This is a genomic window from Streptomyces sp. NBC_01166 (assembly GCF_045039765.1).
Taxonomy (GTDB): domain Bacteria; phylum Actinomycetota; class Actinomycetes; order Streptomycetales; family Streptomycetaceae; genus Streptomyces.
Genome location: NZ_CP108613.1, coordinates 8,453,993 through 8,479,188 on the forward strand (window position 1 = coordinate 8,453,993; position 25,196 = coordinate 8,479,188).

24 protein-coding genes and 1 pseudogene are annotated in these 25,196 nt (G+C 69.6%); 6 read left to right on the top strand and 19 right to left on the bottom strand.

Going from position 1 to position 25,196, the window contains the following annotated elements:
- Window positions 1–94 precede the first annotated feature (94 nt).
- A complete protein-coding gene (locus tag OG379_RS38295; protein WP_405667989.1) occupies window positions 95–1,381 on the bottom strand; it encodes an MFS transporter in 1,287 nt (428 codons plus the stop codon).
- A 55-nt stretch (window positions 1,382–1,436) separates the two neighbouring features.
- Here OG379_RS38295 and OG379_RS38300 point away from each other — a divergent pair, with 55 nt between their 5' ends.
- Both OG379_RS38300 and OG379_RS38305 read left to right on the top strand, forming a co-directional pair.
- Window positions 1,437–2,213 (top strand): AraC family transcriptional regulator, encoded by a 777-nt coding sequence (locus tag OG379_RS38300; protein WP_405667991.1) that lies wholly within the window; start codon window positions 1,437–1,439, stop codon window positions 2,211–2,213.
- Window positions 2,214–2,810: 597 nt separating this feature from the next.
- Window positions 2,811–3,311, top strand: coding sequence for a GNAT family N-acetyltransferase (locus tag OG379_RS38305; RefSeq protein WP_405667993.1), 501 nt, complete (start codon window positions 2,811–2,813; stop codon window positions 3,309–3,311).
- A gap of 4 nt (window positions 3,312–3,315) precedes the next feature.
- On the opposite strand, the gene OG379_RS38310 is transcribed toward OG379_RS38305, so the two are convergent.
- Window positions 3,316–4,190, bottom strand: a protein-coding gene (locus tag OG379_RS38310; RefSeq protein WP_405667995.1) for an IS5 family transposase whose coding sequence is annotated in 2 segments (ribosomal slippage) — window positions 3,316–3,641 and window positions 3,641–4,190 — 876 coding nt in all. Because the reading frame shifts where the segments join, the coding sequence is not laid out codon by codon here.
- A 232-nt stretch (window positions 4,191–4,422) separates the two neighbouring features.
- Window positions 4,423–4,818 carry a DUF6281 family protein gene (locus OG379_RS38315; protein WP_405667997.1) on the bottom strand — a complete coding sequence of 132 codons (396 nt, stop codon included), beginning with the start codon at window positions 4,816–4,818 and terminating at the stop codon, window positions 4,423–4,425.
- A 234-nt stretch (window positions 4,819–5,052) separates the two neighbouring features.
- Between OG379_RS38315 and OG379_RS38320 the strand changes: the two are divergent.
- Window positions 5,053–5,382 (top strand): annotated as a pseudogene (locus OG379_RS38320) (transposase family protein); the annotation flags it as partial.
- A gap of 58 nt (window positions 5,383–5,440) precedes the next feature.
- Here OG379_RS38320 and OG379_RS38325 read toward each other — a convergent pair.
- The 3 genes from OG379_RS38325 to hutH all read right to left on the bottom strand — a co-directional run bounded on the left by OG379_RS38325 (window position 5,441) and on the right by hutH (window position 8,457).
- Window positions 5,441–5,773 carry an immunity 49 family protein gene (locus OG379_RS38325; RefSeq protein ID WP_405667999.1) on the bottom strand — a complete coding sequence of 111 codons (333 nt, stop codon included), beginning with the start codon at window positions 5,771–5,773 and terminating at the stop codon, window positions 5,441–5,443.
- Between the two features lie 298 nt (window positions 5,774–6,071).
- Window positions 6,072–6,641: a HutD family protein gene (locus OG379_RS38330; protein ID WP_405668001.1), complete on the bottom strand. Its 570-nt coding sequence runs from the start codon at window positions 6,639–6,641 to the stop codon at window positions 6,072–6,074.
- A 280-nt stretch (window positions 6,642–6,921) separates the two neighbouring features.
- A complete protein-coding gene (hutH, locus tag OG379_RS38335) occupies window positions 6,922–8,457 on the bottom strand; it encodes a histidine ammonia-lyase (protein WP_405668003.1) in 1,536 nt (511 codons plus the stop codon).
- A 159-nt stretch (window positions 8,458–8,616) separates the two neighbouring features.
- On the opposite strand from hutH, the gene OG379_RS38340 reads away from it, so the two are divergent.
- Window positions 8,617–9,384, top strand: coding sequence for an IclR family transcriptional regulator (locus tag OG379_RS38340; protein ID WP_405668005.1), 768 nt, complete (start codon window positions 8,617–8,619; stop codon window positions 9,382–9,384).
- A gap of 61 nt (window positions 9,385–9,445) precedes the next feature.
- On the opposite strand, the gene OG379_RS38345 is transcribed toward OG379_RS38340, so the two are convergent.
- The gene (locus tag OG379_RS38345; protein ID WP_405668007.1) at window positions 9,446–10,450 is read right to left on the bottom strand and encodes an Lrp/AsnC family transcriptional regulator; all 1,005 of its coding nucleotides are present in this window, start codon (window positions 10,448–10,450) and stop codon (window positions 9,446–9,448) included.
- 120 nt (window positions 10,451–10,570) lie between these two features.
- On the opposite strand from OG379_RS38345, the gene OG379_RS38350 reads away from it, so the two are divergent.
- Window positions 10,571–11,989, top strand: coding sequence for an MFS transporter (locus tag OG379_RS38350; protein WP_405668009.1), 1,419 nt, complete (start codon window positions 10,571–10,573; stop codon window positions 11,987–11,989).
- Complete coding sequence (locus OG379_RS38355) at window positions 11,986–13,194, top strand: amidohydrolase (protein WP_405668011.1); 1,209 nt, start codon at window positions 11,986–11,988, stop codon at window positions 13,192–13,194. The genes OG379_RS38350 and OG379_RS38355 overlap by 4 nt, the downstream gene beginning before the upstream one ends.
- A gap of 309 nt (window positions 13,195–13,503) precedes the next feature.
- Here the strand turns inward: OG379_RS38355 and OG379_RS38360 are convergent, their stop codons facing one another.
- The 12 genes from OG379_RS38360 to OG379_RS38415 form a co-directional block, all read right to left on the bottom strand.
- On the bottom strand, window positions 13,504–14,688 hold the full coding sequence (locus OG379_RS38360) for a 4-hydroxybenzoate 3-monooxygenase (RefSeq protein WP_405668013.1): 1,185 nt from the start codon (window positions 14,686–14,688) through the stop codon (window positions 13,504–13,506).
- 144 nt (window positions 14,689–14,832) lie between these two features.
- Window positions 14,833–15,588, bottom strand: coding sequence for an IclR family transcriptional regulator (locus tag OG379_RS38365; protein ID WP_405668015.1), 756 nt, complete (start codon window positions 15,586–15,588; stop codon window positions 14,833–14,835).
- A gap of 377 nt (window positions 15,589–15,965) precedes the next feature.
- Complete coding sequence (locus OG379_RS38370; RefSeq protein ID WP_405668017.1) at window positions 15,966–17,288, bottom strand: MFS transporter; 1,323 nt, start codon at window positions 17,286–17,288, stop codon at window positions 15,966–15,968.
- A 246-nt stretch (window positions 17,289–17,534) separates the two neighbouring features.
- The gene (locus OG379_RS38375; protein WP_405668019.1) at window positions 17,535–18,350 is read right to left on the bottom strand and encodes an IclR family transcriptional regulator; all 816 of its coding nucleotides are present in this window, start codon (window positions 18,348–18,350) and stop codon (window positions 17,535–17,537) included.
- A 113-nt stretch (window positions 18,351–18,463) separates the two neighbouring features.
- Window positions 18,464–18,913 (bottom strand): MarR family winged helix-turn-helix transcriptional regulator, encoded by a 450-nt coding sequence (locus OG379_RS38380; RefSeq protein WP_393763143.1) that lies wholly within the window; start codon window positions 18,911–18,913, stop codon window positions 18,464–18,466.
- A 101-nt stretch (window positions 18,914–19,014) separates the two neighbouring features.
- Window positions 19,015–19,881 (bottom strand): fumarylacetoacetate hydrolase family protein, encoded by an 867-nt coding sequence (locus tag OG379_RS38385; protein WP_405668022.1) that lies wholly within the window; start codon window positions 19,879–19,881, stop codon window positions 19,015–19,017.
- Between the two features lie 34 nt (window positions 19,882–19,915).
- Complete coding sequence (locus OG379_RS38390; protein ID WP_405668023.1) at window positions 19,916–20,956, bottom strand: cupin domain-containing protein; 1,041 nt, start codon at window positions 20,954–20,956, stop codon at window positions 19,916–19,918.
- A 23-nt stretch (window positions 20,957–20,979) separates the two neighbouring features.
- Window positions 20,980–22,194 (bottom strand): FAD-dependent monooxygenase, encoded by a 1,215-nt coding sequence (locus tag OG379_RS38395; RefSeq protein ID WP_405668025.1) that lies wholly within the window; start codon window positions 22,192–22,194, stop codon window positions 20,980–20,982.
- 174 nt (window positions 22,195–22,368) lie between these two features.
- Window positions 22,369–23,019, bottom strand: a complete 651-nt coding sequence (locus OG379_RS38400) for a CoA transferase subunit B (RefSeq protein WP_405668027.1) — start codon at window positions 23,017–23,019, stop codon at window positions 22,369–22,371.
- Window positions 23,019–23,801: a CoA transferase subunit A gene (locus tag OG379_RS38405; protein WP_405668029.1), complete on the bottom strand. Its 783-nt coding sequence runs from the start codon at window positions 23,799–23,801 to the stop codon at window positions 23,019–23,021. The genes OG379_RS38400 and OG379_RS38405 overlap by 1 nt, the downstream gene beginning before the upstream one ends.
- 174 nt (window positions 23,802–23,975) lie before the next feature.
- A complete protein-coding gene (locus OG379_RS38410; protein WP_405668031.1) occupies window positions 23,976–24,518 on the bottom strand; it encodes an SDR family oxidoreductase in 543 nt (180 codons plus the stop codon).
- Window positions 24,451–25,188 carry an SDR family NAD(P)-dependent oxidoreductase gene (locus OG379_RS38415; RefSeq protein ID WP_393763324.1) on the bottom strand — a complete coding sequence of 246 codons (738 nt, stop codon included), beginning with the start codon at window positions 25,186–25,188 and terminating at the stop codon, window positions 24,451–24,453. The genes OG379_RS38410 and OG379_RS38415 overlap by 68 nt, the downstream gene beginning before the upstream one ends.
- Between the last annotated feature and the right edge of the window lie 8 nt (window positions 25,189–25,196).

The window sequence follows — 25,196 nt, forward strand, 5'->3', positions numbered from 1 at the left end:
AAGCGTCCGAAGCCGGCGGAAGGTGTCCATCAGGAACTCATCTTCGAACGGCGGGCCGCTCGCCCTGCGCTTCAGGGCCGACAGCAAGCACCCTTCAGGAGGGCGCCAGGACATGGCGGTCGCGGCTCGCGCCGAAGGCCGCGACGGTCTGCGCGACGAGCACGGCGAGCAGCCCGGCGACCGGCAGCGACCATCCCCCGCTCGCGGAGTGCAGCAGGCCGAGACCGAGCGGGCCGAGGCAGGCAATGAGGTAGCCGGTCCCCTGGGCCATCGTGGAGAGCCGGCCGGTGTGGTGCGCGTCGGGCGAGCGGGCGACGATGTAGCCGAGGGCGAGACCCATGGCGAGGCCTTGGCCCAGTCCGAGGACGGTCATCCAGAGGTAGGCGCCCGACACGGGGGCCGTGAGCAGGCCGATGAACCCGGTCGCGCACAGCAGGGCGGCCGCCAGGGGCGCGACGAAGGCCGGGCGCAGACGCTGCTGCAGCCAGGGGGCGGCGAAGGATGCGGCCATGCCGGGGAGGCTGGAGAAGGAGAGCATCCATCCGGCCTGGCTGTCGCTCATACCGTGGTCCTGCAGAAGCGTCGGCAGCCAGGAGAGGATCGCGTAGTAGCCGAGGGACTGCAGACCCATGTACAGGGTCACCGCCCAGGCGGTTCGGTCGCGCCACAGCGCGCTGAGCGTGGGTGCGACGGTATCGGCACCTCCTTGCTTCTCCCACTTCTGTCGCTGGCGGTTCGGGGAACGCCGGCCCGGCACGAGCAGTGCGGGAAGCCAGGCGAGGGCGGCGATGAGGGATGGGATCGCCCACAGCGCGAGCACTTGCCGCCAGCCCCAGCCGGTGGCCGCTTCCAGCGGGACGACCACGCCCGCGGCGAGCGCGGCTCCGCCGGACAGAGCCAGGGAGTAGCAGCCGAGCATCAACCCGGGGCGGCCGGCGAAGTCGTGCTTGATGAGCTGCGGCATGAGGACGTTGCCGACCGCGATCGCCGCACCGGCGATCAGGGTGCCGCCGAACAGAGCGAACACTCCCGGGACCGAGCGCAGCACAATGCCGCCGCTCAGCGCGAGCAGCGAGTACCACAGCAGGTGGTGAGGTCCGAAGCGGCGGGTGAGCCGGGGCGCGAGGAACGCGAACGCCCCGAAGCAGACGACCGGTACCGTCGAGAGGGCTCCGCCGCCGAACGATGAGAGGTGTTCGTCGTGCTCGACCTCCGTGAGTACGGGGGACAGGGACGCGACGGCGATGCGCAGGTTCAGCGCGGCCAGGCCGAACGCGAGAGCGGCTTGTACGGTGCGCGCTCCGGCCGGTCCGGGAAGGGACGGCTGCCGTGACGCTGGCGGGCGGGCTGCTGGGACCTGATGGACCACTGGGCTGTTCATGCCGTCCACTCTCGGGCGGAGCCGGGGTGGCGGGCCACCGATAGGATGCCAAGCTATGAGGGAAACCCGCCATCTTGATCGCGCGGAACACGGCCGCATCGTCCTGGCGCACGGGCAGCGGCTGCCCATCCATGCCCACGACCGCGGGCACCTGGTCTATTCGGCTACCGGGGTGCTGTCCGTGACCACCGGCAGGGGTACGTGGATCGCTCCGCCGACCCGGGTGGCGTGGACTCCCGCGGCCTTCGAGCACCACCACACCGCGCACGGCAACGCGGACATGCGGATTCTGTTCCTGTCCGACGCGCTCGCCGCCGGGCTGCCCGCGCATCCCGCCGTGCTCACCGTCTCCGGGCTCGCCCGCGAAGCTCTGCTCGCCCTCACGGCCGAGGAGGCGGACACCGGGGGACGGGCGCCGGAGGCGGCCGACCGTCTGCACGCGGTCGTCGTCGACGAGCTCACCGCGGCGCCCGAGCAGCCGCTGCATCTGCCCGAGCCGGCCGACGACCGGCTCCGGGCGCTGACCGGCATCCTCTACGTCGACCCTGCCAATCGGCAGACTCTCGCCGAGCTCGGCGCGCGCGTCGGGGCGAGTGAGCGTACGCTCAGCCGGCTCTTCGGGCAGGAACTCCGGATGAGTTTTCATCAGTGGCGCACTCAGCTACGTGTCCACCACGCGCTCACCCGGCTCGCCGCGGGAAAGTCCGTCACCGACACCGCTCTCGCCTGCGGCTGGGCCAATCCGACGAGCTTCATCGAGGCTTTTGCCGCTCTCGTCGGCGAGACCCCCGGCCGCTACCGCAACCGTCAACTCCCCACCGAGGGCGGCTAGTGACCTGCAGGTGGAACGGGGATGAGCCAGCAGCCACTTCTTGATGTCTGGTGTCTTGTGGGTCGCGTAGTTGTCCGGAAGCCCGCGCTGCCGTCCGCAAGCGAGGCGGAGTACCCGTCCAGGCCCGCGGTCATGCGCTTCTTCAGGTCCGCGATGAACGCCCTCGGGTTCAGAGGCTGTCGGATCGCGGTGTGGTGCGCAGCGCGGGTGGCCTCGAAGTCGCCGGGCAGGTCGTCCTCCGGGTTACACCAGCGCGCGCCCAAGCAAGAGTTGAGGGCTCGCTCATCCTCGTCGCGGGCCAGCCACGTGAGTGCTCCGCTGCCCGTCATTGCTTGAGACCCGATCAGGGTTGTCCCTCTTGAGGCTGCTGGCAGCAGATGAGGCTGCTGGCGAGAGAGACAAAGGCGTCGTGGAGTTCGGTGCGGCGTTCCCGACGGACGGCGAGGCGGTTTGAAATGGTGGAGCAGGGCTAACGGCACCACACCCACCAGGCGCCGTGACCGCCGATCCCACCGCCTAGGGCGTGTGTTTCGGAAGTGCTGTTCCGGGTTCCGGGGCTCGCGCGGAACGTGGTCTTTGTCGTGTGATCCTGGTGTCATGACTGATCACCGCGAGGTTGCCATCGTCCGCTGGCCAGGCCAAACTCCTCCGATCGAGGACGGCCTGGCTGGCTTGCTGGCGGCCTACCATCTGCGGACTGAGGCCGAGAAGGGGGAATCGGTTGCCTCGGTGGACGGGTTGCCGGATCGCTACCGGGCAGAGATCACAGACCCTCGGACCGCGTTCGCTGGTGATGTGGTGCTGGTGGCTCTCCTGGGGGATGCCGCTGCGGGTTGTCTGGTGCTGACCTCCCCAGCCAACGAGCCGTCGGAGATCAAGAGGCTCTGGACCAACCCTGAATTCCGTGGCCGGGGCATTGCGTCCGCCTTGCTCGGCGCTGCGCTCGTCCACGCCAAGGAGAACGGCGTGGACACCGTCCAGCTCTCGGTGTGGGAATGGCGGACCGGGGCGATCGCGCTGTACGAACGACTCGGCTTCACCGTGACCGAGTCATGGGACGAGCGGGATCAACTGGTCTGCATGCAGCGCGCTGCATGAGTGGTCACAGCCACTCGTTGATGGCCGCGAGAAGGACGGTCGCTTCGTATCGGACCGCAAGCTTGTCGTATCTCGTAGCGACGGCACGGTTTCTCTTGAGGCGGTTGATCCCGCACTCGACCGCATGACGCTCGTGATAGTCGACCGGGTCGAAACGCGGTGGGCGACCGCCGTGAGAGCCGAGATTGCTGCGGGTGCGCGCTTGGTCGGCCTTGTCAGGGATGGTGCAGCGGATCCCTCGGTGCCGCAGGTAGGCACGGTTTTTTCGGGAGGCATACGCCTTGTCAGCGCGCACTCGATCGGGGCGGACGCTCGGTCGCCCGGCCCGATGCGGGGCACACGGACGTTCTCAAGCACGGGTTTGAACTGCGGGGAGTCCCCGCGCTGTCCGGCCGTGACCACGATCGACAAAGGTTTTTGGCCTTGCTCGACGGCCAGGTGCAGCTTGGTGGTGAACCCGCCGCGTGAGCGTCGCAGGCCGTGTTCACCGGGCTCGGTGAACACGCCACCGGGTGGTTCCTTCTGTAGTTCGCCTCGCACCCGAGCTCCGGCCGCGTGCTGATGGGCACGGCACACCGTGGAATCGACGCTGAGGTCCCACGTGATCGCACCCTTTGCGTCGGCCAGGGACTGGAGCTGGGTGAGGACCCTGTGCCAGGTGCCGTTCCGCTGCCATCGGCGGAAGAGGGCGTAGATCCGGCCCCACGGCCCGTACTCCACGGGCACATCTCGCCACGGCACACCGGTACGGACCCGGAATCTGATGCCGTCGATCAACTGCCGCCGAGGCCAGACCGGCGGCCGCCCCATCCTGGTGCCCTTCGGTAACAACGGCTCCGGCATCGCCCACTGCTCGTCCGTGAGATCTCCCCGCCCCATGAACCGAGATCATGCTCGCTCAAGATCCGCTTTCGATACACGGCCTAGCGGCAGCGCGACAGGGCCCTGATCCCCTCCCCGGGACCCTGCCGACGTCTGGGCGTGTGAGCCTGCTTGGAAGTGCCGACTTGGACAGCGAGGCTGCGAACGGCCGTCACGTGGCTGCCCAGTCCGGTGCGCGGGGTTCGGTGCGGCGTCAGCCTTGTAACCACACCGAATCCCGCCTTTCAGATCAGGAACCGTCGATCAGTTTCTGTACCTCGGGTGGGAGCTCTGAGCCGGAGGAAACGGCGAAGAACCTGGCTGTCTCCGGCGTGTCCCCAACGGCGATGGCGACCTTGGGAGAGATACCGGCCACTTCGTAGGCAGTCTCCGTCAAACCGGTCGGCTCTTCGCTCTTGCCTCGGCCGCCGGTGTCTTCGCAGGGTGGTTCGGTGGCGACTCCGAGCTTCTTCCCGAGTGTGAATTTTGCGTTCCCTACGTCTCGATACGTTATGTCCTGGTAGGTGTACTGAGCGACGCAGGAGGCGGAGGCTCCACCGCTATCGCTGTCGACCGTGCACGCGGCTACTGACGTCACCACGGCCGCCGCCACCAGCAAGCCGGCGGATCGCCTGGTCCATCGCATGTGTTTCCCCCTCAGTAGACCCAGCAGAGAGGAGGAGCGCCTCCTCTCTGCTGGGTGGCCTCGCCTTCGTTCAGCGGGACGACAGCGTGCCCGTGGCGAGGCTCTCGTGTTCTCCTCCCTCCGACGCCGGCACCTCGGATCAGGTTCCCCCACCGTGAGGCAACGCGAGGTGCCGAAGCGCATGGTGAGGGCGCCAACTGCCCAGAGCGTGAAGGAACCAGAGACACGCGACCGGCACGACCGGCGCCCGGTAACACCGCGGACGCCAACGGATGGCGGGACCCCGGACTCGCCGACATCTGCCAGGGCGTGGCCGTGCTCGGTGACGGTGCCTACATCAACACCGGCCTCGTCGTCCCTCACCGCAAACGGCCTGGCCGCCCACTCCTGCCCGGCGAAAATTTCGACAACGCGGAGCACCGACGCGTGCGGGCCCGCGTGGAACACGCCTTCGCCCGCGTGAAGCACTACAAGATCCTCCGCGACTGCCGGCAACGCGGCAACGGCCTGCACTACGCAGTCCAAGCCGCCGCCACACTCCACAACCACGCCCTGGCCGTATGATCCACAAAGGCACAGAACCCGGTTTCACCCGCCCAATCCCAGGCTTCTGCAACACGCTTTAGAAGGTCTCTACGGCCCGCAGGAGATCCTGCGGCAGGTAGTGGGACTCCACGCGGATGGTCCAGCCGCCGCGACGGGCGTGACAGGCCAGGGCGAGGATGTCGAGGTTGACGGAAGCATCCGGATCGTCGGCGCGGTCAGCGACCTGGTAGTAAGCGCGATGGGCTTCGAGCGCGTCGGCCAGGGCCAGGTTGAAGCTCTCTTCGTCGCCCTCCACGAGTTGCGACAGCAGCACGGCCGGCGGCATCGCGAAGCCCCAGTCCTTGGCCTTCTCGGCCTCCTGCAGCGCCCGCTGCGCCGCCGCCCCCGACGAGGACGCCGTCGTCCACACCGCGATGTGGACGCCGTCCTGCGGTGAGTTCCGCTCACCTCTCCAGCGCTGCGGCGACGGTCGCCGGCCGGTGCACCGCCCGGGCCTGAGCCCGCTTGATCCACCGGATGGCGATCACCCGGAAATGACGTCCGCGGGCCCGTCACGCCCTGCCGGCCGGCTTCCCTCGACCGGCTGCCGGCAGCGACACGGTGGTGGCGATCGCCCGCCGTGCCCGCCTCGAACGGGCCGTCAGGCAGTGCGGAGCGACAGGAACCGCGGCCTGGCGGCTGCGGCTTCTGCCGTGTGCGGTGCCTGGTCAGCCGCCGGGCACCGACGTGAAGTCCACGATCGCCAGGACCCCCTCGACGTCGAAGCCGTGGTCCCCGTCCGAAATCAGGACCGCGTCGAGTCGGCCGAGACGGACCGAGTCCCGCCGGAGCACAGCGGACCCGGCCAGGACGACCGCCAGCACCCGCGAACCGGGAGCGGGCCGCACCGCCGTGCCGGAGCGGACCACACGGACCCGCGCCGTCGTGTCGGCCCGCCGTACCATCACGTTGAAGTCGACCACCGGTCCGTCGAGCAGCAGGCACTCCGTGACCGCGTCGCCCGGGAAGGCGAAGGGTTCGTAGGGCGCGTCCATCGTGTGTGAAGTTCCGTCGACGGTCAGGGTCATGCCTGGCCCGTCCACGACGGTGATGATCCGGTCGACTCCCGGGAACGAGGAGAACGGTCCGCCGCGCACCACGTCGGCGATGCTGACCCGCCACCCGAAGTCGTCGGTCCCCGCGTCCGGCGGGTGGACCGCGACTTCCGATGTCACGCCCCCGCCGTTCTTCCACGGCGCGGGTGCCCGGTCCTCGGCGCGCAGGATCTGCCGTGTCATGCGATGTCCTTCCGGTTCGAACTGCTGAAACACGTCTCCTCCCTCCGGGCCGGGTCGGCCCGGGGAGGAGACGCCGTGTCCGGACGAGCGCTACCGCGCGTCCGGAGCCGTGCGGCCGGTGCGGCCTCGATGACGACCCGGTAGCGCTCTCCGGGTCATATCCGTGGATCTCACAGGCGTGGCGCCGGCCTTCGAGCGGGCGGTGCGAAGGTGAGGTTCCGCCGCGACGGGGTGACCACGCCCCGGGCCGAGGGCCCCGGGGCCCGTGAAGGCGGCCGGGTCAGACCAGCGGGCCGGTGACCGACTCCGCGGCGGCCAGGGCACGGCCGGAGGTGACGTACTGGACGGCCGCCTCGATCTCGGGGGCGAGCCAGCGGTCGGTGCCGGGGCCGTCCACGGTCTCGCGCAGCCCGTCGCGCACCGCCGCGGTGGCGGGCGCGGGGGCCAGCGGAGCTCGCAGGTCAAGGGCGCGGGCGGCGGTGTAGAGCTCCACGGCGACGACGCGGCCGAGTCCGTCGAGGGCGCGGAGCAGCTTGCGGGCGGCGGACCAGCCCATGGAGACGTGGTCCTCCTGCATGGCGCTGGAGGGGATCGAGTCGGTGGAGGCCGGCACGGCGAGCCGCTTGAGCTCGGAGACGATCGCGGCCTGGGTGTACTGCGCGATCATGTGGCCGGAGTCCACGCCGGGGTCGTCGGCCAGGAACGCGTTGAGGCCGCGGTTGCGGGCGGGGTCGAGGAACCGGTCCGTGCGGCGCTCGGAGATCGACGCGACGTCGGCGACCGAAATGGCGAGGAAGTCGAGCACGGCGGCGATCGGAGCGCCGTGGAAGTTGCCGTTGCTCTCCACCCGGCCGTCGAGGGTGACGACGGGATTGTCGACGGCGGCGGCCAGTTCCCGGGAGGCCACCAGCTCCGCGTGGGCGAGGGTGTCACGGGCCGTGCCGTGGACCTGCGGCGTGCAGCGCAGCGAGTAGGCATCCTGCACTCGGGTGCACTCCGGCCCCTTGTGGCTGGCGACGATCGCCGAACCGGCGAGCAGTGCCCGCAGGTTGTGGGCGCTGGCAGCCTGGCCGGGGTGCGGGCGCAGCGCCTGGAGGTCGGCGGCGAACACGGCGTCCGTGCCGAGCTGGCCCTCGACGCTCATCGCGGCGGCGATGTCGGCCATACGGAGCAGGCGGCGCAGGTCATCGGCGGCCAGGGCGAGCATGCCGAGCATGCCGTCGGTGCCGTTGATGAGGGCGAGACCCTCCTTCTCCTCCAGGACGACCGGGGTGATTCCCGCCTCGGCGAGCGCCTCGGCCGCGGGCTTGCGCACGCCGTCGGCGGTGCGCACCACGCCCTCGCCCATGACGGCGAGCGCGCAGTGCGCGAGGGGGGCGAGGTCGCCGGAGCAACCGAGCGAGCCGTACTCGTGGACGACCGGGGAGATTCCGGCATTGAGCAGCGCGGCGTACGCCTCGGCCGTCTGCACCCGTACGCCGGTGCGGCCGGTGGCGAGGGTGGACAGCCGCAGCAGCATCAGCGCCCGGACGACCTCGCGCTCCACCTCGGGACCCGAGCCCGCCGCGTGCGAACGCACCAGGCTGCGCTGGAGCTGGGCGCGCAGTTCGACGGGGATGTGGCGGGTGGCCAGCGCGCCGAAACCGGTGGAGACGCCGTAATGGGGCTTGGCATCGTCGGCGAGGGCCTGGATGACCTCGCGGCTGCGGGCGATCTCCTTCAGCGCTTCGGGGGCGAGAGCCACCGGGGTCCCGAGACGGGCGACGGACACGACTTCGTCGGCGGAGAGGGCACCGACACCAACAACAACGTTCATCCACCTATGAAGCCGCAGGCCGGGCTGGTCCGCGACACGTGACGCGCGAGTTCTGTCTGGGATCCCAGACAAAGTTCTGTCTGGGATCCCAGATGATGCCGGACGCCCTGCCCGCGGCATCGGACACGGACCCGTGTCGTCCTCGTCTACGCTCACCCCATGGGTATCGTCCCGGCCGCCGGGCAGGTGCTCGCCGTGCTGCGCTATCTGGCGCGGCAGGCGGCTCCCGTCCCCGCCGCCGCCATCAGCCGCGACGTGGGCCTGCCACGCTCGACGACGTACCACCTGCTCGACACCCTCGCCGCGGACGGCTTCGTGGTGCATCTACCGGAGGAACGGCGCTACGGCCTCGGCGTCAGCGCTTTCGAACTGGCCTCGGGCTACCAGCGGCAGGCACCGTTCCAACGACTGGCGCGGGCGCCCCTCGCCACGCTCGTCGACCGCACCGGGCACAACGCGAACCTCGCCGTGCTGCACGGCCGCGAGGTCATCTACGTCATCGAGGAGCGCGCCCCGGGCCGGGCGCCGCTGGTCAGCGAGGTCGGGGTGAGGCTGCCGGCCCATCTGACCGCCAGCGGCCGGGCGGTGCTGGCGCTGCTGCCTCCCGCGCAAGTGCGGGCGATCTTCCCGGACCGGTCAGCCTTCGTCGTGCGGAACGGAGCCGGTCCCGCCTCGCTGACAGCGCTGAGAGGACTGCTGGCCCAGGCACGCCGCCGGGGATACGCGACGGAGGAGGGCGAGGTCACTCCCGGGCTTTCCTCCGTTGCCGCGCCCGTGCTGGATCACCATGCCCACCCGATCGCCGGCGTCTCCGTCACTTTCCCCGGCGACGCGGCCGACGAGACGGAACGTCACCGCATCGCGGGCCATGTGGCGCAGACCGCGCGGGAGCTGACCCGTCGGGTCGGCGGCGTCACGTCGGGGTGACCGCAGTCCGGCGCGGGCCGCGCGCTCGGAATGCCGCCCTCCCTGTCGGGGCCGGACCACCTCACCACGGCCGGATCGGGCAGATCCCCACGCGCCGCCCTTCCCCGTCCAGCACATGTCCCATCCTTTTCACGGTGCGTATGCCGAGGACGCGGTCGGTGACTTCGAGGCTGGGCAACTGGGCGCAGGCCGCCGTCTCACGCTGCTGGACCGAGCCGATGTCGCGGAGCCAGTAGGTGGCGAGCACGTTGGCGGAACCGGTGACGGCGGCCAGCAACCGGCATTCGGGCAGAGTGGCGAGGGTGCGGTGCAGGCGGTTGACTTCATGCGCCGTGGCACGGCCGCGGAAGGTAACGGACACCGGCAGTCCCGAGACGGCTGGGGCCATGTCGCAGCGGAGCGCCACGACTCCGCTCGCGGTGAGCCGGCCGAGCCGCCGCCGGACGGTGGCGGCGCTGCTCCCGGTGAGAGCGGCCAGGTCCGCGAGGCGGGTGCGCCCGTCCCGCACCAGTGCGTCGAGGAGCAAGTGGTCCAGGGGGCCCAGGTCGAAGCCGGCGCTACCCGCTCCGTCCGCGGTGTCGGACCGTCCCAGCACCGAGAGCTGGGACGCGTCGAGCGACCCCAGCCGCCACCGGGAGCCTTCCGCGTAGAGAGACGTGGCGAACACGCATTCCACGTCGAGGACGTCGGGCAGGGCGGCGAGTTCCTCGGTCACGAACCGGTGCATGCCCGCGAGGTCCGGCGCCAGCACGTCCAGCATGAGATCGGTGTGCCCCGGGGCGACCAGTTCGACCGTCACTGCCTCGTGAAGCTGCGCCACCCGGTCGGCCAGACGCTGCCGGGCCGCGGGAGCGCACCGGACGAAGACGAAGGCCGTACAGCCGCTGCGGGAGAACGACGGTCCGGGCACCGCCGACACCCAGGCCAGCCCCTGCGCAGTGAGCCGTTCCCAGCGCCGGGCCAGCGTCACCGGAGTGGCGCCGAGCAGAGGCGCCAGATCCGTCCACGCCGCCCGGGGGCGAACCTGCAGTGCGTGCACGAGAGCGAGATCCAGTTCGCTCACCATGACCGAATCCAACAAGAAGACCTCTTCAGCTGACGGTTCTCGTCATTTTCCCGCGCCGTTCGTTCCTCGGTCGCACTCTAGCCACCACGTCATATTCAGCCAAGGAAAGAAGGTGAGACCGTGACGCATGCCATCAGCCGGGGCCGTGGACTGATCGCGACGATGATCCTCATCGTGGTCTGCAGCGGCGTCGTCCAGGGATATCTGACCCCGCTGCTGCCCGTCGTCGGCGCCCACATCGGTATCGGCGGGGTGGCCCAGAACAACCTGTACCTGCTGTCACAGGTCGCCTTCGCCGTGCTGACCCCGCTGCTCTCACGCTGGGGCGACATGTGGGGCCACCGGCGACTGCTGCTGATCGCCGTCACCATGGTCGCCGTCGGATCGCTGCTCATAGCCGCCCGGCCCACCACCGCCACACTCGCGGTCGGCATGGTGTTCCAGAGCGCGGTGGTCGGCTTCTTCCCACTGCTGGCAGGCATCCTGCGCTCGCGCTCGCCCGAACACGGGCGCGCCGGCATGTCGGTCCTGGTCGGCGCGTTGCTCCTGTCCATCGGCATCGGCGGCTTCGTGGCCGGAACGCTCAGCAACGAACACGCCCTCGCCGGGCTGTGGACCGCGGTCCCCTTCTGCGCCCTCGCGGTCGCCGCCGCATTCGCCCTGCCGACGAGCACCACCGCGCCCCGCGCCGGCCGGTTCAACTCGCTCGCCGCTCTGCTGCTGACCGTCGGACTCGGCGCCCTGATCCTCGTGCTCACCGAGGGCGGATCATGGGGCTGGACGTCGGCGTACTCCCTGCTCACCCTCGTGGGGGCACTCGTGCTGCTGGCCGTCTGGGTGCAGGTCGAACGGCGCTCCTCGCATCCGCTGGTGGACATCCGCATGCTGCGCAACCCCCGTCTCGCGGCGGTCAGCGCGCACACGTTCTGCATCGCCTTCGGCGCCATCGGCTTCCTCGGCGCCAACGCCGTGTACCTCGGCACGGAACCGGACGGCGACGGGTTCGGGCTGGGACTCGGCGCCCGGGCCATCTCCTTGGTGTCCCTCGCCATGGTCGCCCTCGGCTTCGTCGGATCCACCCTGACGCCCCGGCTGGCCCGGGCCATCGGCGACCGCGCCGTGCTCGCGGTCGGCGGATGCTCCGGCGCCCTCGGATTCCTCAGTCTGTGCCTCTTCCACTCCTCACTGCCGCAGTACCTGGTGGGTGCGCTGATCGTGGGCCTTTCCACCGGCGTGTTCGAAGCCTCGACCCGGTCCCTGTCGGTGGAGGTGGTCGACGAAGCCGAGACCGCGCTGTCCGTCGGCGTCAACGAGATGGCGCTCTCGCTCGGCGCGGCGATCGGAGCGGCCGTGATCGGCTCCCTCTGGGCCGGCCACACGTCCGCACAGGGAGCCGTCACCGGCGCGGGATACCAGTGGGCGTGGGCCGCCTGTGCGGTCGTGGCGCTCGCCGGAGCCGTGGTCGGCATGCTCTTCCGTACTCCGTCTTCGGCGCCCGCGCCCACAGCCGGCGTCGCCCACGCCGGGAGGGGCGCATGACCGGCACGGTCACATCGTCGCAAGAGCGCGCACTCGCCGTCTCCGCCGCCGCCGTACACGACGACAGGCAGAAGCTCGTCGCACTGAGCCACAGCCTGCACGCCGAACCCGAGACGGCCATGCAGGAGCACAAGTCGGCGGCGAAGATCGTACGCGTCGCCGAGGAAGCCGGGTTCGACGTCACCCGGGGCGTGGCCGGCCTGCCGACCGCCTTCGTCGCCACCTACGGCACGGGCGACCTGGTGGTGGCCCTGTGCGCAGAGTACGACGCACTGCCCGACATCGGACACGCCTGCGGGCACAACGTCAACGGCGCCGCCTCGGTCGGCGCAGCCCTCGGCCTCGCCGCCGTCGCCGACCTCATCGGGATCACCGTGAAACTCATCGGCACCCCCGCCGAGGAGGACATCGGCGGCAAGGCCGTGCTGCTGGAGGCCGGCGTCTTCGACGACGTGGCCGCCGCGTTCATGGCCCACGCCGCACCCGAAGACTCCGTCGGCGCCTCTTCCCTGGCCGTCGGCGCCTGGGACGTCGCCTACCAGGGCAAACAGGCCCATGCCGCACTCGCCCCCTGGGAAGGGATCAACGCCCTGGACGCGATCGCCCTCGCCCACACCGCCGTCGGGCTGCTGCGCCAGCAACTGCCGCCGGGCACCCTGGTCCACGACGTCGTCTTCGAGGCCGGCCGCGCGGTCAACGTCATCCCCGAGACGGCCCGGGCCCGCTACGAACTACGCGCCCGCACCACCGAGGACCTCGCCCACGCCCGCCGTCGGGTGCGGGCCTGCCTGGAGGCGGCGGCCCTGGCGACCGGAGCCGAGCTGGAACTCACGCCGCACGGAGCTGACTTCGCCGACCTGCGGCAGGACGACTTCCTCACCGCGGCCTACACCCGTGCGGCGCGGTCCCTGGGCCGCGACCCGGTGGACCGACGGGGTGAGGTCATGGCCTCCACCGACATGGGAAACATCTCCCACCTCCTGCCCGCACTCCACCCGACCATCGGGTACGACACCGAGGGCGCCCATCACCACACCGCGCCCTTCGCCGAGTACGGTGCCTCGCCGGGGGCAGACCGCGCCGTACTCGACGCCGCGACCGCCCTCGCCCACGTCGGCGTGGCATTGGCGACGGACCCTGATCAGCGCAGGCGGTGCCTCCGACTGCTCGCGGACCGGCGAGCGGCGGCCGCACCCCGGAGGTGACGAGAGAGACCGGCGGCGGCGTACACGTCACTGCGTGCCGATCGCCGCTGCCGACCTGACTCCGTGCTCCGCGGGTGGGAGCGTTCGCGCGGATGTGGCTCGTCCGTGAGATCTCCCCGACCCATGAACCCTGATCATTCACAGCCCGAGATCTTTTTCGATACACGGCCCAGGACACCCGCATGAGCGGGTTCGCCCCACCCTCGCCGAGGTGGGTCAGGCCGGAGTGCCGCCACTCGTGCAAGTCCCGGCCCGTGCCCGACTCACTACCGAGGTGCGTGTGCCCGTCCAGCGGCATCCGGGCCGTCGTCACCGATGGATGGATTCCTGGATGGGCCAGCCGGTGTACGCCTCGGCGAGGTAGGTGCTGCCGGCGCGGGATTCGACGACGGCGCGCAGTTCGCCGATCTGGCGCATGCGGTCGAAGTCGCCGGCGTCGGGCTGGAGATGGAGCATGTTCGTCATCCACCAGGAAAAGTGCTGCGCCTTCCAGGCGCGCTGTCTCGCGGCCTCGGGATAGGCGTCGTACAGGGATTCGTCTCGATCGAGCAGAAGTGCACGCAGTGCGTCGGCGAGCAGGACGACGTCGCAAACGGCGAGATTCATCCCCTTGGCGCCGGTGGGTGGGACCGTGTGTGCCGCGTCCCCGACGAGGACGACGCGGCCGCGGCGGGTCTCGTGCGCGACAAAGCTGCGGAAACGCAGCACGTCCCGTTGGAAGATCGGGCCCTCGGTGAGGGTGGTTCCGGGGACGCGGGACTGGAGGATCTCCCACAGCTGCTCTTCTGTGTACGCCTCGGTGTCGGTGTGCGGGTCGCACTGGAAGTACATGCGCTGAACGTCGGGGCTACGCTGGCTGATGAGCGCGAAACCGTTCGGCGAGTTGCTGTAGATGAGTTCCTCGGCGCTGGGCGGAGCCTGGCACAGGACGCCGAACCAGGCGAACGGGTACTCCCGGAAGTAGCCGCCGTGCGTGCCCGTGACGGCTTCGCGGGCGACGCTGCGCGACCCGTCCGCGCCGACCACGATATCGGCCTCGATCTCGACCGGATTGCCCTCGGCGTCCTCGGCGATGACGCGCGGCCGGTTCGTCTCGGCGTCATCGACGCGCTGGGCGGTCACTCCGAAGCGGATGTCCTGGCCGGCGGCCAGACGTGCGGCGACGAGGTCCTTCAACACCTCGTGCTGTGGGTAGAGCCACACCGCCCGCCCGACGGTGTCGGTGAAGTCGATGCGATGGCCTTCGCCGGCGAATCGCAGCTCGATACCCTCATGCTTCCGCCCGACCGTCAGGACGCGGTCCGAGGCTCCGGTCTCGGTAAGCACCTCGACGGTGCCCTGCTCCAGAATCCCGGCCCGGATCGTGGTCTCGATCTGCTCGCGGGTGCGGGAATCGATGACAATTGATTCGATGCCGGACCGGTCGAGCAGATGGGCCAGCAGCAGGCCGGCGGGTCCTGCGCCTATGACGGCAACACGGGTACGGTCGGGCATGTCGTCTCCTTCGACGGGCCTGCGGGCCAGGGGTTGGCAGGGAGTCTGGCCCAGTGAGGCGCCGCCGACGATTGCGATTGCCATTCAATGGGAATCGATTTTCCGTGGCCCGGACCTACCGGGGCCACGGCTCGCGATCGACCTCTACGGACGGCGCGTGGCGATCGTTGTGGAGATGCCGGCCGCTGCCGCGCGAAGCTCCTCGACCGCGATGCCGGTCGGTGTTTCGCGAGGGAGGACGACGGACAGCGCGGCGATCACCTCGCCATGCCCCTCGCGCACGGGCACGGCGACACCGGTGGAGACGGATTCGACCGACCCCGGGGCTACCGCGACGCCCTCACGGCGGATACGCGCCAATATGCGGCGGAGTCGCGCGGGATCGGTCTCCGTCTCCGCGGACACGGCTTTGAGCGGCCCGGCGAGGACACGCTCCCGCTGCTCCTCTGGACAGTGAGCTAGCAGAACAAGCCCCGACGACGAGGCATGCAGCGGCAGACGCCCCGCGACACGGGTGATGTTCGCGCCCGCACGCGAATGGGAAAGGCGCTCGATGAAGAGCGTTTCATCGTTCTCCAGCACCGCGAGCTGCGTGTGCTCCCGGATTCGGGCCTGCACCCGCTCCATGAAAGGCAGCGCATCCTGCCGCAGACGCAGGGCACGCGAACCACGGAGAGCCAACTCCCACAGCCGCATGCCCAGGCGTACCCGCTGGTCCTCGTCCCGCTCCAGCAGGCCGCACTTCACGAGGTCGGCCACCATGCGATGGGCGGTGGACGACGGCAACCGTGCGCGGCGGCTGATGTCCGCTGCGGTCTGTACCGTGCGCTCGGCGTCGAATGTCTCGAGGACGCGCACGAACCGCTCGGTGACCGTCTCCCCAGACGGCGAATTCGCCATCGTCCGCCTCCGCTCCAGCTCCATGTGGAGCTTGCCCTGGCCTGAGGCTACCCGCCTGCTTCGCCGGAGGGCCATGACTATTGATCAGCGTACTGATGCCTGCTGGTGCGATTCGAACAGGACCAGGCAGGTCCGGGGGGCCTCCATCACCGAAGACGTTGCCCCCTCCCCGCCCACCGCGCGCCCGCAGATACACGCGCTGACGGACCAGCGGCATATCGCGCGCCGGAACCTCACCGAACCGGTGCTGCCCCGGTGCACGATCTGCTGAAACCTCCGCGCGAAAAGCTGAGTTGATGCTGCGATCAGGCGACGGTGTGGCGCAGGGCCGCTATGGGGGCGGGCGAGCTGTCAGGGACCTCAGTGTGCGGCGGCCGTCATGCGAGCAAGTGGTCGTCGTCGCGGATACGGGAGCTCAGAGGCGGGGCGCCGGACGCCGGCTGGGTGGTACGCATGGCAAACAGGAGCAACCCCGCAGCGGCGAATACCACCCCCGTTACTACGTAGAGCGCCAGCGGGGTCCAGTTGGCGTCCAACAGCCAGCCTGCCGCTGAAGGGGCGATGATGGCGCCTACCCGGCCGACGCTGATGGCTGCTCCCACGCCTGTGGCGCGCAGCTCGGTCGGGTAGATGTTCGGTGTGAGCGCGTACAGGCCGGCGATGCACCCGTTCACGGCGACACCGATGACCGCGCCGACACAGAAGGCCAGAACGAGGGTGTCGGTGGAGGCCGCGAACGCTACGACCAGTGTGGCGGCCACGAAGAGGTAGGTGCGCAGCACGCTGATGAGCGCGTAGCGCGCGGCTAGTGCACCCAGGAGAGCGGTGCCGAAGATGCCGCCCAGGTTGAGGAGCGTGCCGCCGGTCAGGCTCTGCTTCGACGACATGCCGGCTTCCACCAGCAAGGTCGGCGTCCAGCTCGTGACGAAGTAGAAGGCAGCCATGACCAGGAAGAACGCTCCCCACAGCACCAGGGTGGGGCGCCGCAGGCCCGGCGCGAGGAGGCTACGGAATCCACTTGTGGCGGATCGCCCCGTCGTGCCTACGTCGGGGAGTGAAGTGAGTTCAGACTGTCGCATGCGACGGGCGAGTGCGTTGACCCTGTGCAGGGCGTTCTTGGGCCTTCTGGTGATGAGGAAGTCGAGGGACTCCGGCAGGAGCCAGAAGGCGAGCGGAATGACGGCCAGGGTGGCCAATCCGCCGACCAGGAACACCGACCGCCATCCGTAGTGGTCGATGAGTGCGACCGACGAGATGCCGCCGACCGTCGCACCCACGGCGTACCCGGTGGAGTTGAGGCTGACGGCCAGACCGCGCCAACGGCGTGAGGCGAACTCCCCGGCGATGACGTTGCTACAGGCCAGCACCGCGCCGATGCCGACGCCGGTCAGGAGGCGAAGCGCGCCGAGCTGTTGCCAGTTCTGGCTGGTCGACGAAAGCATCATGCCACCTGCTGCGATGGCCAGACCTGCCAGGATGACTGGCCTCCTGCCGATCCGGTCGGCCCAGGGTGCGACAAGAAGTGCTCCCAGCGCCATGCCTGCCAGGCCGCTGCTGAGCAGAAGCCCGAGGGCGCCGGAGTCGAGATGCCAATCGCCGGAGATCGTGTTTCCGGTGAAGGACATGACGAGGACGTCGAAGCCGTCGAGGGTGTTGAGGAGTACGCATATGGCGATCGCACTCCACTGGAAACGGCTCATGGGCCCGTCGTCCAAAGCCTCCTTGAGGCGGGCGCTCATCGGATGACTCGCGGCTGGGCGGGGCATGCGAGGTACATGTACATGGCAGCACTCCGTTGTCGACTGCGGTGTGCCGACTGAACCCCGGAGCGCCGTATGACGTCCGGCCGGGTCGGCTGTCGGTGCAGTCATATTGAGAGCAGCGGCGTTCGGCGGCCAGGCGTCTTTCCGGATGGCGGGAAGGTAATTGTTACGGGAGGAAACTTCTCAGGAGACGGGCGTGTGAAGTGCCCGCGAAACAGCTCTGCCGGCGGAGCGGACCACATCTGCGAGTGGCCCCACACGCGCGGATCCGTGCCGGACGACAACGGAAACAGCTGCTGCCACCTCTCCGTCGGCGGCCGTGACGGGGGCCGCGACCGACAGCGTGTCCGCGGACAGTTGCCGGTCACTCACTGCGTATCCGCACACACGTATCTGGGCGAGAACTCTCCTGAGCTGGACCTGGTCGGTCAGGGTGTACGGGGTATGCCGCTGGATCGGCCGGGCCATCGCTTCGTCCTGCACCCGGGCCGGGGCGTGGGCGAGCAGCAAGAGTCCTGCGCCTGTGGCAGTGATGGCGAGCCGTCCTCCCACCCGTGTCAGGGTGGGCACGGCGCCGTCGGCGCCGATGCGCTCCACGAAGACGACCTCCGAGTCGTCTCGGACCGCGAGTTGCACGTTCTCGCGGGTGACGGCGGAGAGGTCGTGCAGGTGAGGCAGCGCAAGCTCGCGTATCCCTTGGCTGCGGGGCGCGAGGGATCCGACCTCCCACAGCCGCAGTCCGACGCGGTAGCGTCCCTGCGCGTCCCGCTCCAGGGCTCCCCAGGCGAGGAGCTCGCCCAGCATGCGGTGAACGGTCGACACGGGCAGGTTCGCTCGCCGGGCCAGGTCGCTCAGTGACAAGTACGGATGCTCGGCAGTGAAGGCGCCGAGGATCTGCAGGGCGCGGCCGATGACAGGGCCCGTGCCAGTGGCCGGTGAGGGCTTCTGTTCGGGCCGTCGGCTCGGCGGGGCAGCGGTCTTGAGGCGGTCGTATCTCAATGCGTGACACCTTCTTCGCCCGTTGTGCGGTCGTCCGACAGCCTCTGTCCCTCACACGAAGGGTGAAGTCCGAGCACTGGGCGGGTCTCATCCGAAGGACGCCGGGTCAGGTCTCATGCTCCGCCGCGGAGCGATTCCTCATCCAGCGAAGCGAGTCTGCTGAGGATGTCGACGGCTATGGCCCGTTCACCCGCGGGAAGTGATCTGAGAAGTAGTTCGTTGATCCGTTCTGCCGGAGCGATCAGGGAGTCGAGCAGCGCGGCCCCCTCGTCGGTGAGACTCAGCAGGGTTCGCCTGCGGTCTTCTTCGTCACGCACCTGGCTCACGAGAGCCTGATCGGTCAGGCGCCGGATCATCAGGTTGACCGTGGAGCGGTCCAGCGAGGTGAGGCGTGCGAGAGTCCGCTGGTCCACGCCGGGGTCCCGGCTGAGGGCGTTGAGGATGGCGAACTTCTGGGAGGTGATCTCCCGGGACACGTGCTGGGCCCAGAGAGCCGTGTGCACCTGCTCGGCACGCCGGATCAGATGGCCGATGTAGTTGGGCAGCTCCAGTGCGCGCGCCACGGTGCTCCCTCCGTCCGTCGTCTAGGTGGTGCCGGCCGAGAGACAGCCGGTCTGGATGGAGTCTAGGAGTGCGCGGCACCACCTTGGTGTGCGACCTTCCGTCAGCGGTCCCGGCGGCCGGGGCGCTGGTCGTACGGGGTGGCCCGGGAACCGTCGACACCCACTTCGAGACGGCCGACCCGGTCGATCTCCAGGACGACGCGGTCCCCGTGGCTGAGCGGTCCCACTCCGGCGGGCGTGCCTGTCGCGATCACGTCGCCGGGGTGGAGTGTCATCACGGACGAGGTGTAGGCGATCAGCTCCGCGACTCCGAAGATGAGGTCGGCCGTGTTGGTGCGCTGCCGGGCGGCGCCACCGACGTCACAGCGCAGGTCGAGGGAGTCGGGGTCCGGAATCTCGTCTGCGGTGACGATCCAGGGCCCGATCGGTGTGAACGTGTCGAACGACTTGCGCGTGGAGCGGTCCTCGCCGGAGCGCACGGTGATGTCCAGCACGCAGGTGTAGCCGAAGACGTGGTCCAGTGCGTCGGCCGCGTCGACATGGCTGGCGGTGCGTCCGATGACGACGCCCAGTTCACCTTCCTGGTCGGTGCGCTTGTCGGTGTAGGGCAGGACGATGTCCTGCCCCGGGCCGATGACGGAGGAGTTGGCCTTGAGGAAGACGCCGAGGTCGGCGACGGAGGTGGTGTAGGCCATCTCGGCCTTGTGGTCGAGGTAGTTGACCGGCGCGCCGACGACCTTTCCGGGCCGGGGCAGGGGGGCTTCGAGGGCCGCTTCGTCGAGGGGAACGCGTGCGCAGCCGGTGAGGTCGACCTGTACTGCTCCGTCGCGGGCGACGGTCTCGATGTGCTGGTGCAGCGCACCGGCCGCACTCGGGGTGCCGGTTCCGGTGAGTTGTTCGGTCACGTCGACGAGGTCGTCGCCGTCGACGATTCCGAGGCGTCCCTTGTTGAACAGAGCCAGACGCATCGTGGCCTCCTTGTGAAGTGTCGGGTGGGGGAGATCAGGCGCCGGGGTCGGCGTCTTCGGTGCGGTAGAGGCCCAGGGAGCGCATGACGGGCTCGTCGCTGTACGAGAACAGGACCGCGTCGGCGGAGGCGGAGGCGTTCAGGTGACGGTAGGAGGCCCAGCCGGGCACCGCGAAGGTGTCGTGCTCGGCCCACTCCAGTCGTACGCCGTCCACGATCGTGGCGCCTTCACCGCGGACGACGTTGAAGATGGTGGAGGCCGTGTGCCGACGGCCTGCTCCCTGGAATCCGGGGCGCAGGCGCTGGACGCGGCAGCCGATGGTGGGCATGACCGGGCCGCCCGTCCACGGGTTGGTGTACTCCAGGACGATTCCGTCGACGTCGCTTCCCTCGGCCGTGTCGGCGATGCCCTCCAGTGACCGCTGGGTCTCCTGCCAGGTGTAGCGGGTGACGGGGGAGTTGGGCCCGTCCTGCGAGAGCCAGACGGGATTGAGCCTGCCGTGGAGGAACTGCCTGCTGCCCGCGTCGTCCGCTCGGGTAACGGGCTGGAGGCGCTGGTGGAACTTCTCGTAGAAGCCGGCTTCCAGGGCGTTGACCAGCGGGTAGTCGAGGGCGTCGAGCCAGATCATGGGCGCGTCGCCCTCGTGGGTGTGGTCGTGCCAGTGCCATCCCGGGGTGAGTAGCAGATCACCCGGAGCCATGAAGACGCGCTCTCCGTTGACCGTCGTCCACGCGCCGCTGCCCTCCAGGATGTAGCGGAAGGCGTTGGACGTGTGACGGTGGGCCTGCGCGGTCTCGCCGGGCAGGATGACCTGCAGTCCGGCGTAGAGCGTGTTGACGGTGGCCGGGGGATCGGTCAGACCGGGGTTGACGAGCATGAGAACCCGGCGCTCGGCCTCTTCCAGGGAGAGGGTCCGGGAGAAGTGCAGCAGGAGGGGCCGCAGTTCCTGCCAGCTCCAGCGGTAGGGAACGGCGCGGCTCTTCGGCTGGGCGGGGAACAGGTTCCCGTAGAAGCGCCAGAGCGGAGCCGCACCCAGGTCCGGCAAGGCTTTGTAGGCGAGTTCGTCGGTCGTCATGGTGTCCTCCTGCGGTTGCTGGATCACGGGATGGGAACGGCGGCCGGTGCAGGTGCCCACACCCAGGAGATGTCGTCGAAGTCCTCGGGCTTACGCGACGCGAACAGTTGGTTGCGCAACGTGGCCCCCATGCCCTCCAGGTGGCAGATCTCGCCGAAGCGGCGGGCGTTGGTCTGGATGAGGGCCGCGCGCTCGCGGCGCTGATCGGCGTACGCGGCGAAGGCGTCGGCAGGGTCGGTGAACCGGCCGAGGGCCCCTCCGAGGGCGACCGCGTCTTCCAGTGCCTGACAGGCGCCTTGGGCCAAGTACTGCAGCATCGGGTGCGCGGCGTCACCGAGCAGTGCGATCCGGCCGTGCACCCAGTTGTCGATGGGGAGACGGTCGAACAGGGGCCAGCGCCGGTCCCGCGCTATCAGGGGCAGCGCGTCACGCACGGCCTGGCAGGTTCCTCCGAAGCGTTCCTCGAGCTCGGCCTCGGTGCCCCAGGCGTCCGAGTCCGGTGTGTAGTGGTCGCTCTCGAACACCGCGACCTGGTTGTAGAGCTCGCCGCGCCGTACCGGGTACTGCACCAGGTGCATGCGCGGTCCGGCCCAGACCATCACCGCGTCCGAAGCGGCGTGCTGTGACATCCGGCCGGTCATCCTGTCCGCGGGAATGGCTCCACGGAACGCGACGTAGCGCGAGCAGACGGGCTCCCCGTCACCGACCAAGGCCTGGCGCAGCCGCGAGTGCAGGCCGTCCGCCGCCACGACCGCGTCGGCCCTCAATTCCGTCGTCGTCTCGGCGAAATGCAGGTGCACCGCGGAGTCGTCCTGTTCGGCGTGCGTAACGGTGTGCCCGGTGCGCAGCGTGATGGCGGGGTGTTCCTGGCAGGCGGCGAGAAGCGCGGCATGGAGGTCCGTGCGGTGCGTGACCAGGTAGGGATGGCTGAAGCGCTCGGTGTACGCCGCGCTGCGGAGATCGAGGGAGGTGACCTGATCTCCGCTCAGGGCGTCCATCATCACGAGCCGGGGCGGGGCGACCGCGGTGCGCTGGACCGCATCGAGCACCCCCAGTTCTTCGAGGGCCTGAGAAGCGTTCGGGGCGAGCTGTAGGCCGGCTCCGATCTCCCCGAACTGGGCGGCGCGTTCCACCAGGGTCACATGGTGACCGGCGCGGGCGGTGGACAGTGCTGCGGCCAGACCGCCGATACCGCCGCCGACTACGGCGATGCGGAGTGGAACAGGGGTCACGGACATATGGCCTCCTTGGCAGGGAAGTGGAGGACACCGATGGAAGGCGACGAGAAGCGCCTCCCGGAATGATCAGTACACTAATCATTGGTGTACGGATCATATTGCGAGGGTGTTACCCCGGTGTCAACGGTTTCGCGGAGATAGGTCAGCAGGGGGACGCGGCTCAGGTCCGTGGGATCAGCATGCGGCCGTGTGGCTGTCCGCGTGCACGGGAGCGTCGGTGTACGCGGTGATGTCCGCGAAGGTGACGCCCGGGGCCGTTTCGACGAGGGCGAGGCCGAGGGAGGTGACGTCCAGTACGCCGAGGTCGGTGATGATGCGGTGCACGCATCGCCGGCCGGTGAGGGGCAGAGCGCACTCCTGCACGATCTTGGGGCTGCCGTCCTTGGCGGTGTGTTCCATGAGGACGATGACACGGCGGGCGCCGTGGACCAGGTCCATGGCGCCGCCCATGCCCTTGACCATCTTGCCGGGGATCATCCAGTTGGCGAGGTCGCCGTGGGCCGACACCTGCATGGCGCCGAGAACCGCGGTGTCGATGTGCCCGCCCCGGATCATGCCGAAGGAGAGCGCGGAATCGAAGAAGGAGGCACCGGGCAGGACGGTGACTGTCTCCTTCCCTGCGTTGATGAGGTCGGGGTCGACCTCGCCCTCGGTGGGGTAGGGACCGGTGCCGAGGATGCCGTTCTCCGAGTGGAGCACGACGTGGACCCCGGGCGGGAGGTAGCCGGGTATGAGGGTGGGGAGGCCGATACCCAGGTTGACGTAGGAGCCGTCAGAGAGTTCCTCGGCTGCGCGGGAGGCCATCTGTTCACGGGTCCAGGGCATCAGATGCTCACCGTTCTCTTCTCGATACGTTTGTCAGCGGCTTGTTCGGGGGTGAGTTCCACGATCCTCTGCACGTAGATGCCGGGCAGGTGGACCTCCTCGGGTGCCAGCTCACCGGGTTCGACGAGTTCCTCGACTTCGGCGATGGTGACGCGGCCGGCCATGGCGGCGAGAGGGTTGAAGTTGGCGGCGGCCCGGCGGAAGACGAGGTTGCCGTGCCGATCGCCGCGCCAGGCCCGGACGAGGGCGAAGTCGGTGGTGATGCCGTGCTCCAGGAGGTACGGCCGCCCTGAGAAGTCCCGGGTTTCCTTGGGTGGTGAGGCGACGGCGACCGAGCCTCCCCCAGCCTCCGGCCGGGAGGTTCCCCCAGGTGCGTAGCGCCAGGGCAGGCCACCCTCCGCCACCTGGGTGCCGACGCCGGCTGGAGTATAGAAGGCGGGAATGCCCGCACCCCCGGCCCGCAGGCGCTCGGCGAGCGTGCCCTGGGGGGTCAGCTCCACCTCAAGCTCTCCGCTGAGGTACTGCCGGGCGAACTCCTTGTTCTCGCCCACATAGGAGCCGGTGACGCGGGCGATGCGTCCCGCGGCGAGCAGGACGCCCAGGCCGCGGCCGTCCACACCGCAATTGTTGGAGACGACCTCCAGTCCGGCCGCCCCCTGCTTGTACAGGGCGTCGATGAGGACATCAGGAATTCCGGAGAGTCCGAAACCGCCGACGGCGAGTGAGACACCGGAGGGGATGTCGGCGACCGCCTCGGCGGCGCTGCCGCTGACTTTGTTCACGTGCGTGACTCCTTTATGTGATGGTGCGGGCAGGACTGTGGACCAACCGCCGTCGACGACGAGGTTGGCGCCCTTGGAGCGGGAGCCGTCGGTGTCGATCACTCCGGGGCTTATGCGGTTGGCGTCGGATGCTGTGCGGAACGCCCTCGGCAGCGAGTTGGCGAGTCAGTGCGATCACCGCGCCCCTTTGGCGGATGAGTGGGCAGTGCACCGGTTGGTGGGGGAGCCGGTCCGCCAGGCCGTCGAGCCGGCGGTGAGGACGCAGCCTCGGCTGCGTACAGATGCGGCCAAGCCAGGTGGACGGCGGTCAGCCACACCGAGTCCAGCTCGGCGCGCATCGTGAAGGCGAAGCCCTCGTACGGCGGCGGCGGCGTGGGCGTCGGCATAGACGATGTCGATGCCGCCGAACGCGTCGGCGGCCGACGCCACCCAGGCGCGGACGGAGTCCTCGTCGGTAACGTCCAACGGTCCGGGGGGCGAGGGCCGTGCGCCCTCCTGGGCGATGAGCGGCTGGGTCTCGACGGCCTCCTCGTGCAGCAGACAACCTCCGACGACCAGCGCGCCTTCGGCCGCGAAGCGCAGGGGCGCTGCTGCCCGGCCCTGGCCTCGGACGGTGCCGGAGATCAGCGCCCTCTTGCCTCGAGCCGTTTCACTCCGCGGCCTCGGGGCGCAGGGCGTCGGATACGGACTTGACGCCGCCGTGCGCGGTGAGTCCACCGTCGACGGGTATCTCGGCCCCGGTGATGAACGACGACTGGTCGGACAGCAGGAAGACCACCAGCGGAGCCACCTCGTCGACGCTTCCGGTGCGCCCCAGCGGGGTCTCGCGGATGTTGGCCTCACGGAAGGCAGGGGCAGCGGAGGCGGTCATCTCGGTCTCGATGTAGCCGGGATGGACCGTGTTGACACGGATACCGCGGGGGCCCAGCTCCAGCGCCGCCGTCTTCGACAGACCCCGCAGCGCCCACTTACTGGTCGTGTACGCGACCGGATAATGGGCGGTGAGGGCCGCGGAGGAACCGACGTTCACGATGGAGGAGCCCGGGGGCATCAAGGGCATGAGGTGCTGGATGCCCAGGAGAGGACCGGTGACGTTGACCGCGTGGACGCGCGCCATGTCCTCGGGGCGCACGTCGCCGACGCGGGCGCGCCAGGTGATGCCGGCGTTGTTGACCAGGCCGTGCACCTGCCCGTACGTCTCCCGCAGTTCGGCGGCGAGTTGGGCCCAGTCATTCTCGCTGGTGACGTCCAGACCGCGGCACCCGTCCACGGGTTCGACATCCGTAGCGATGACGTGGGCGCCCTCGTGTGCGAGGGCGGCGGCCTCGGCTGCGCCCTGACCACGGGCCGCGCCGGTGACGACGACCACCTTGCCGAGCAGTCCCATGGGGCGCG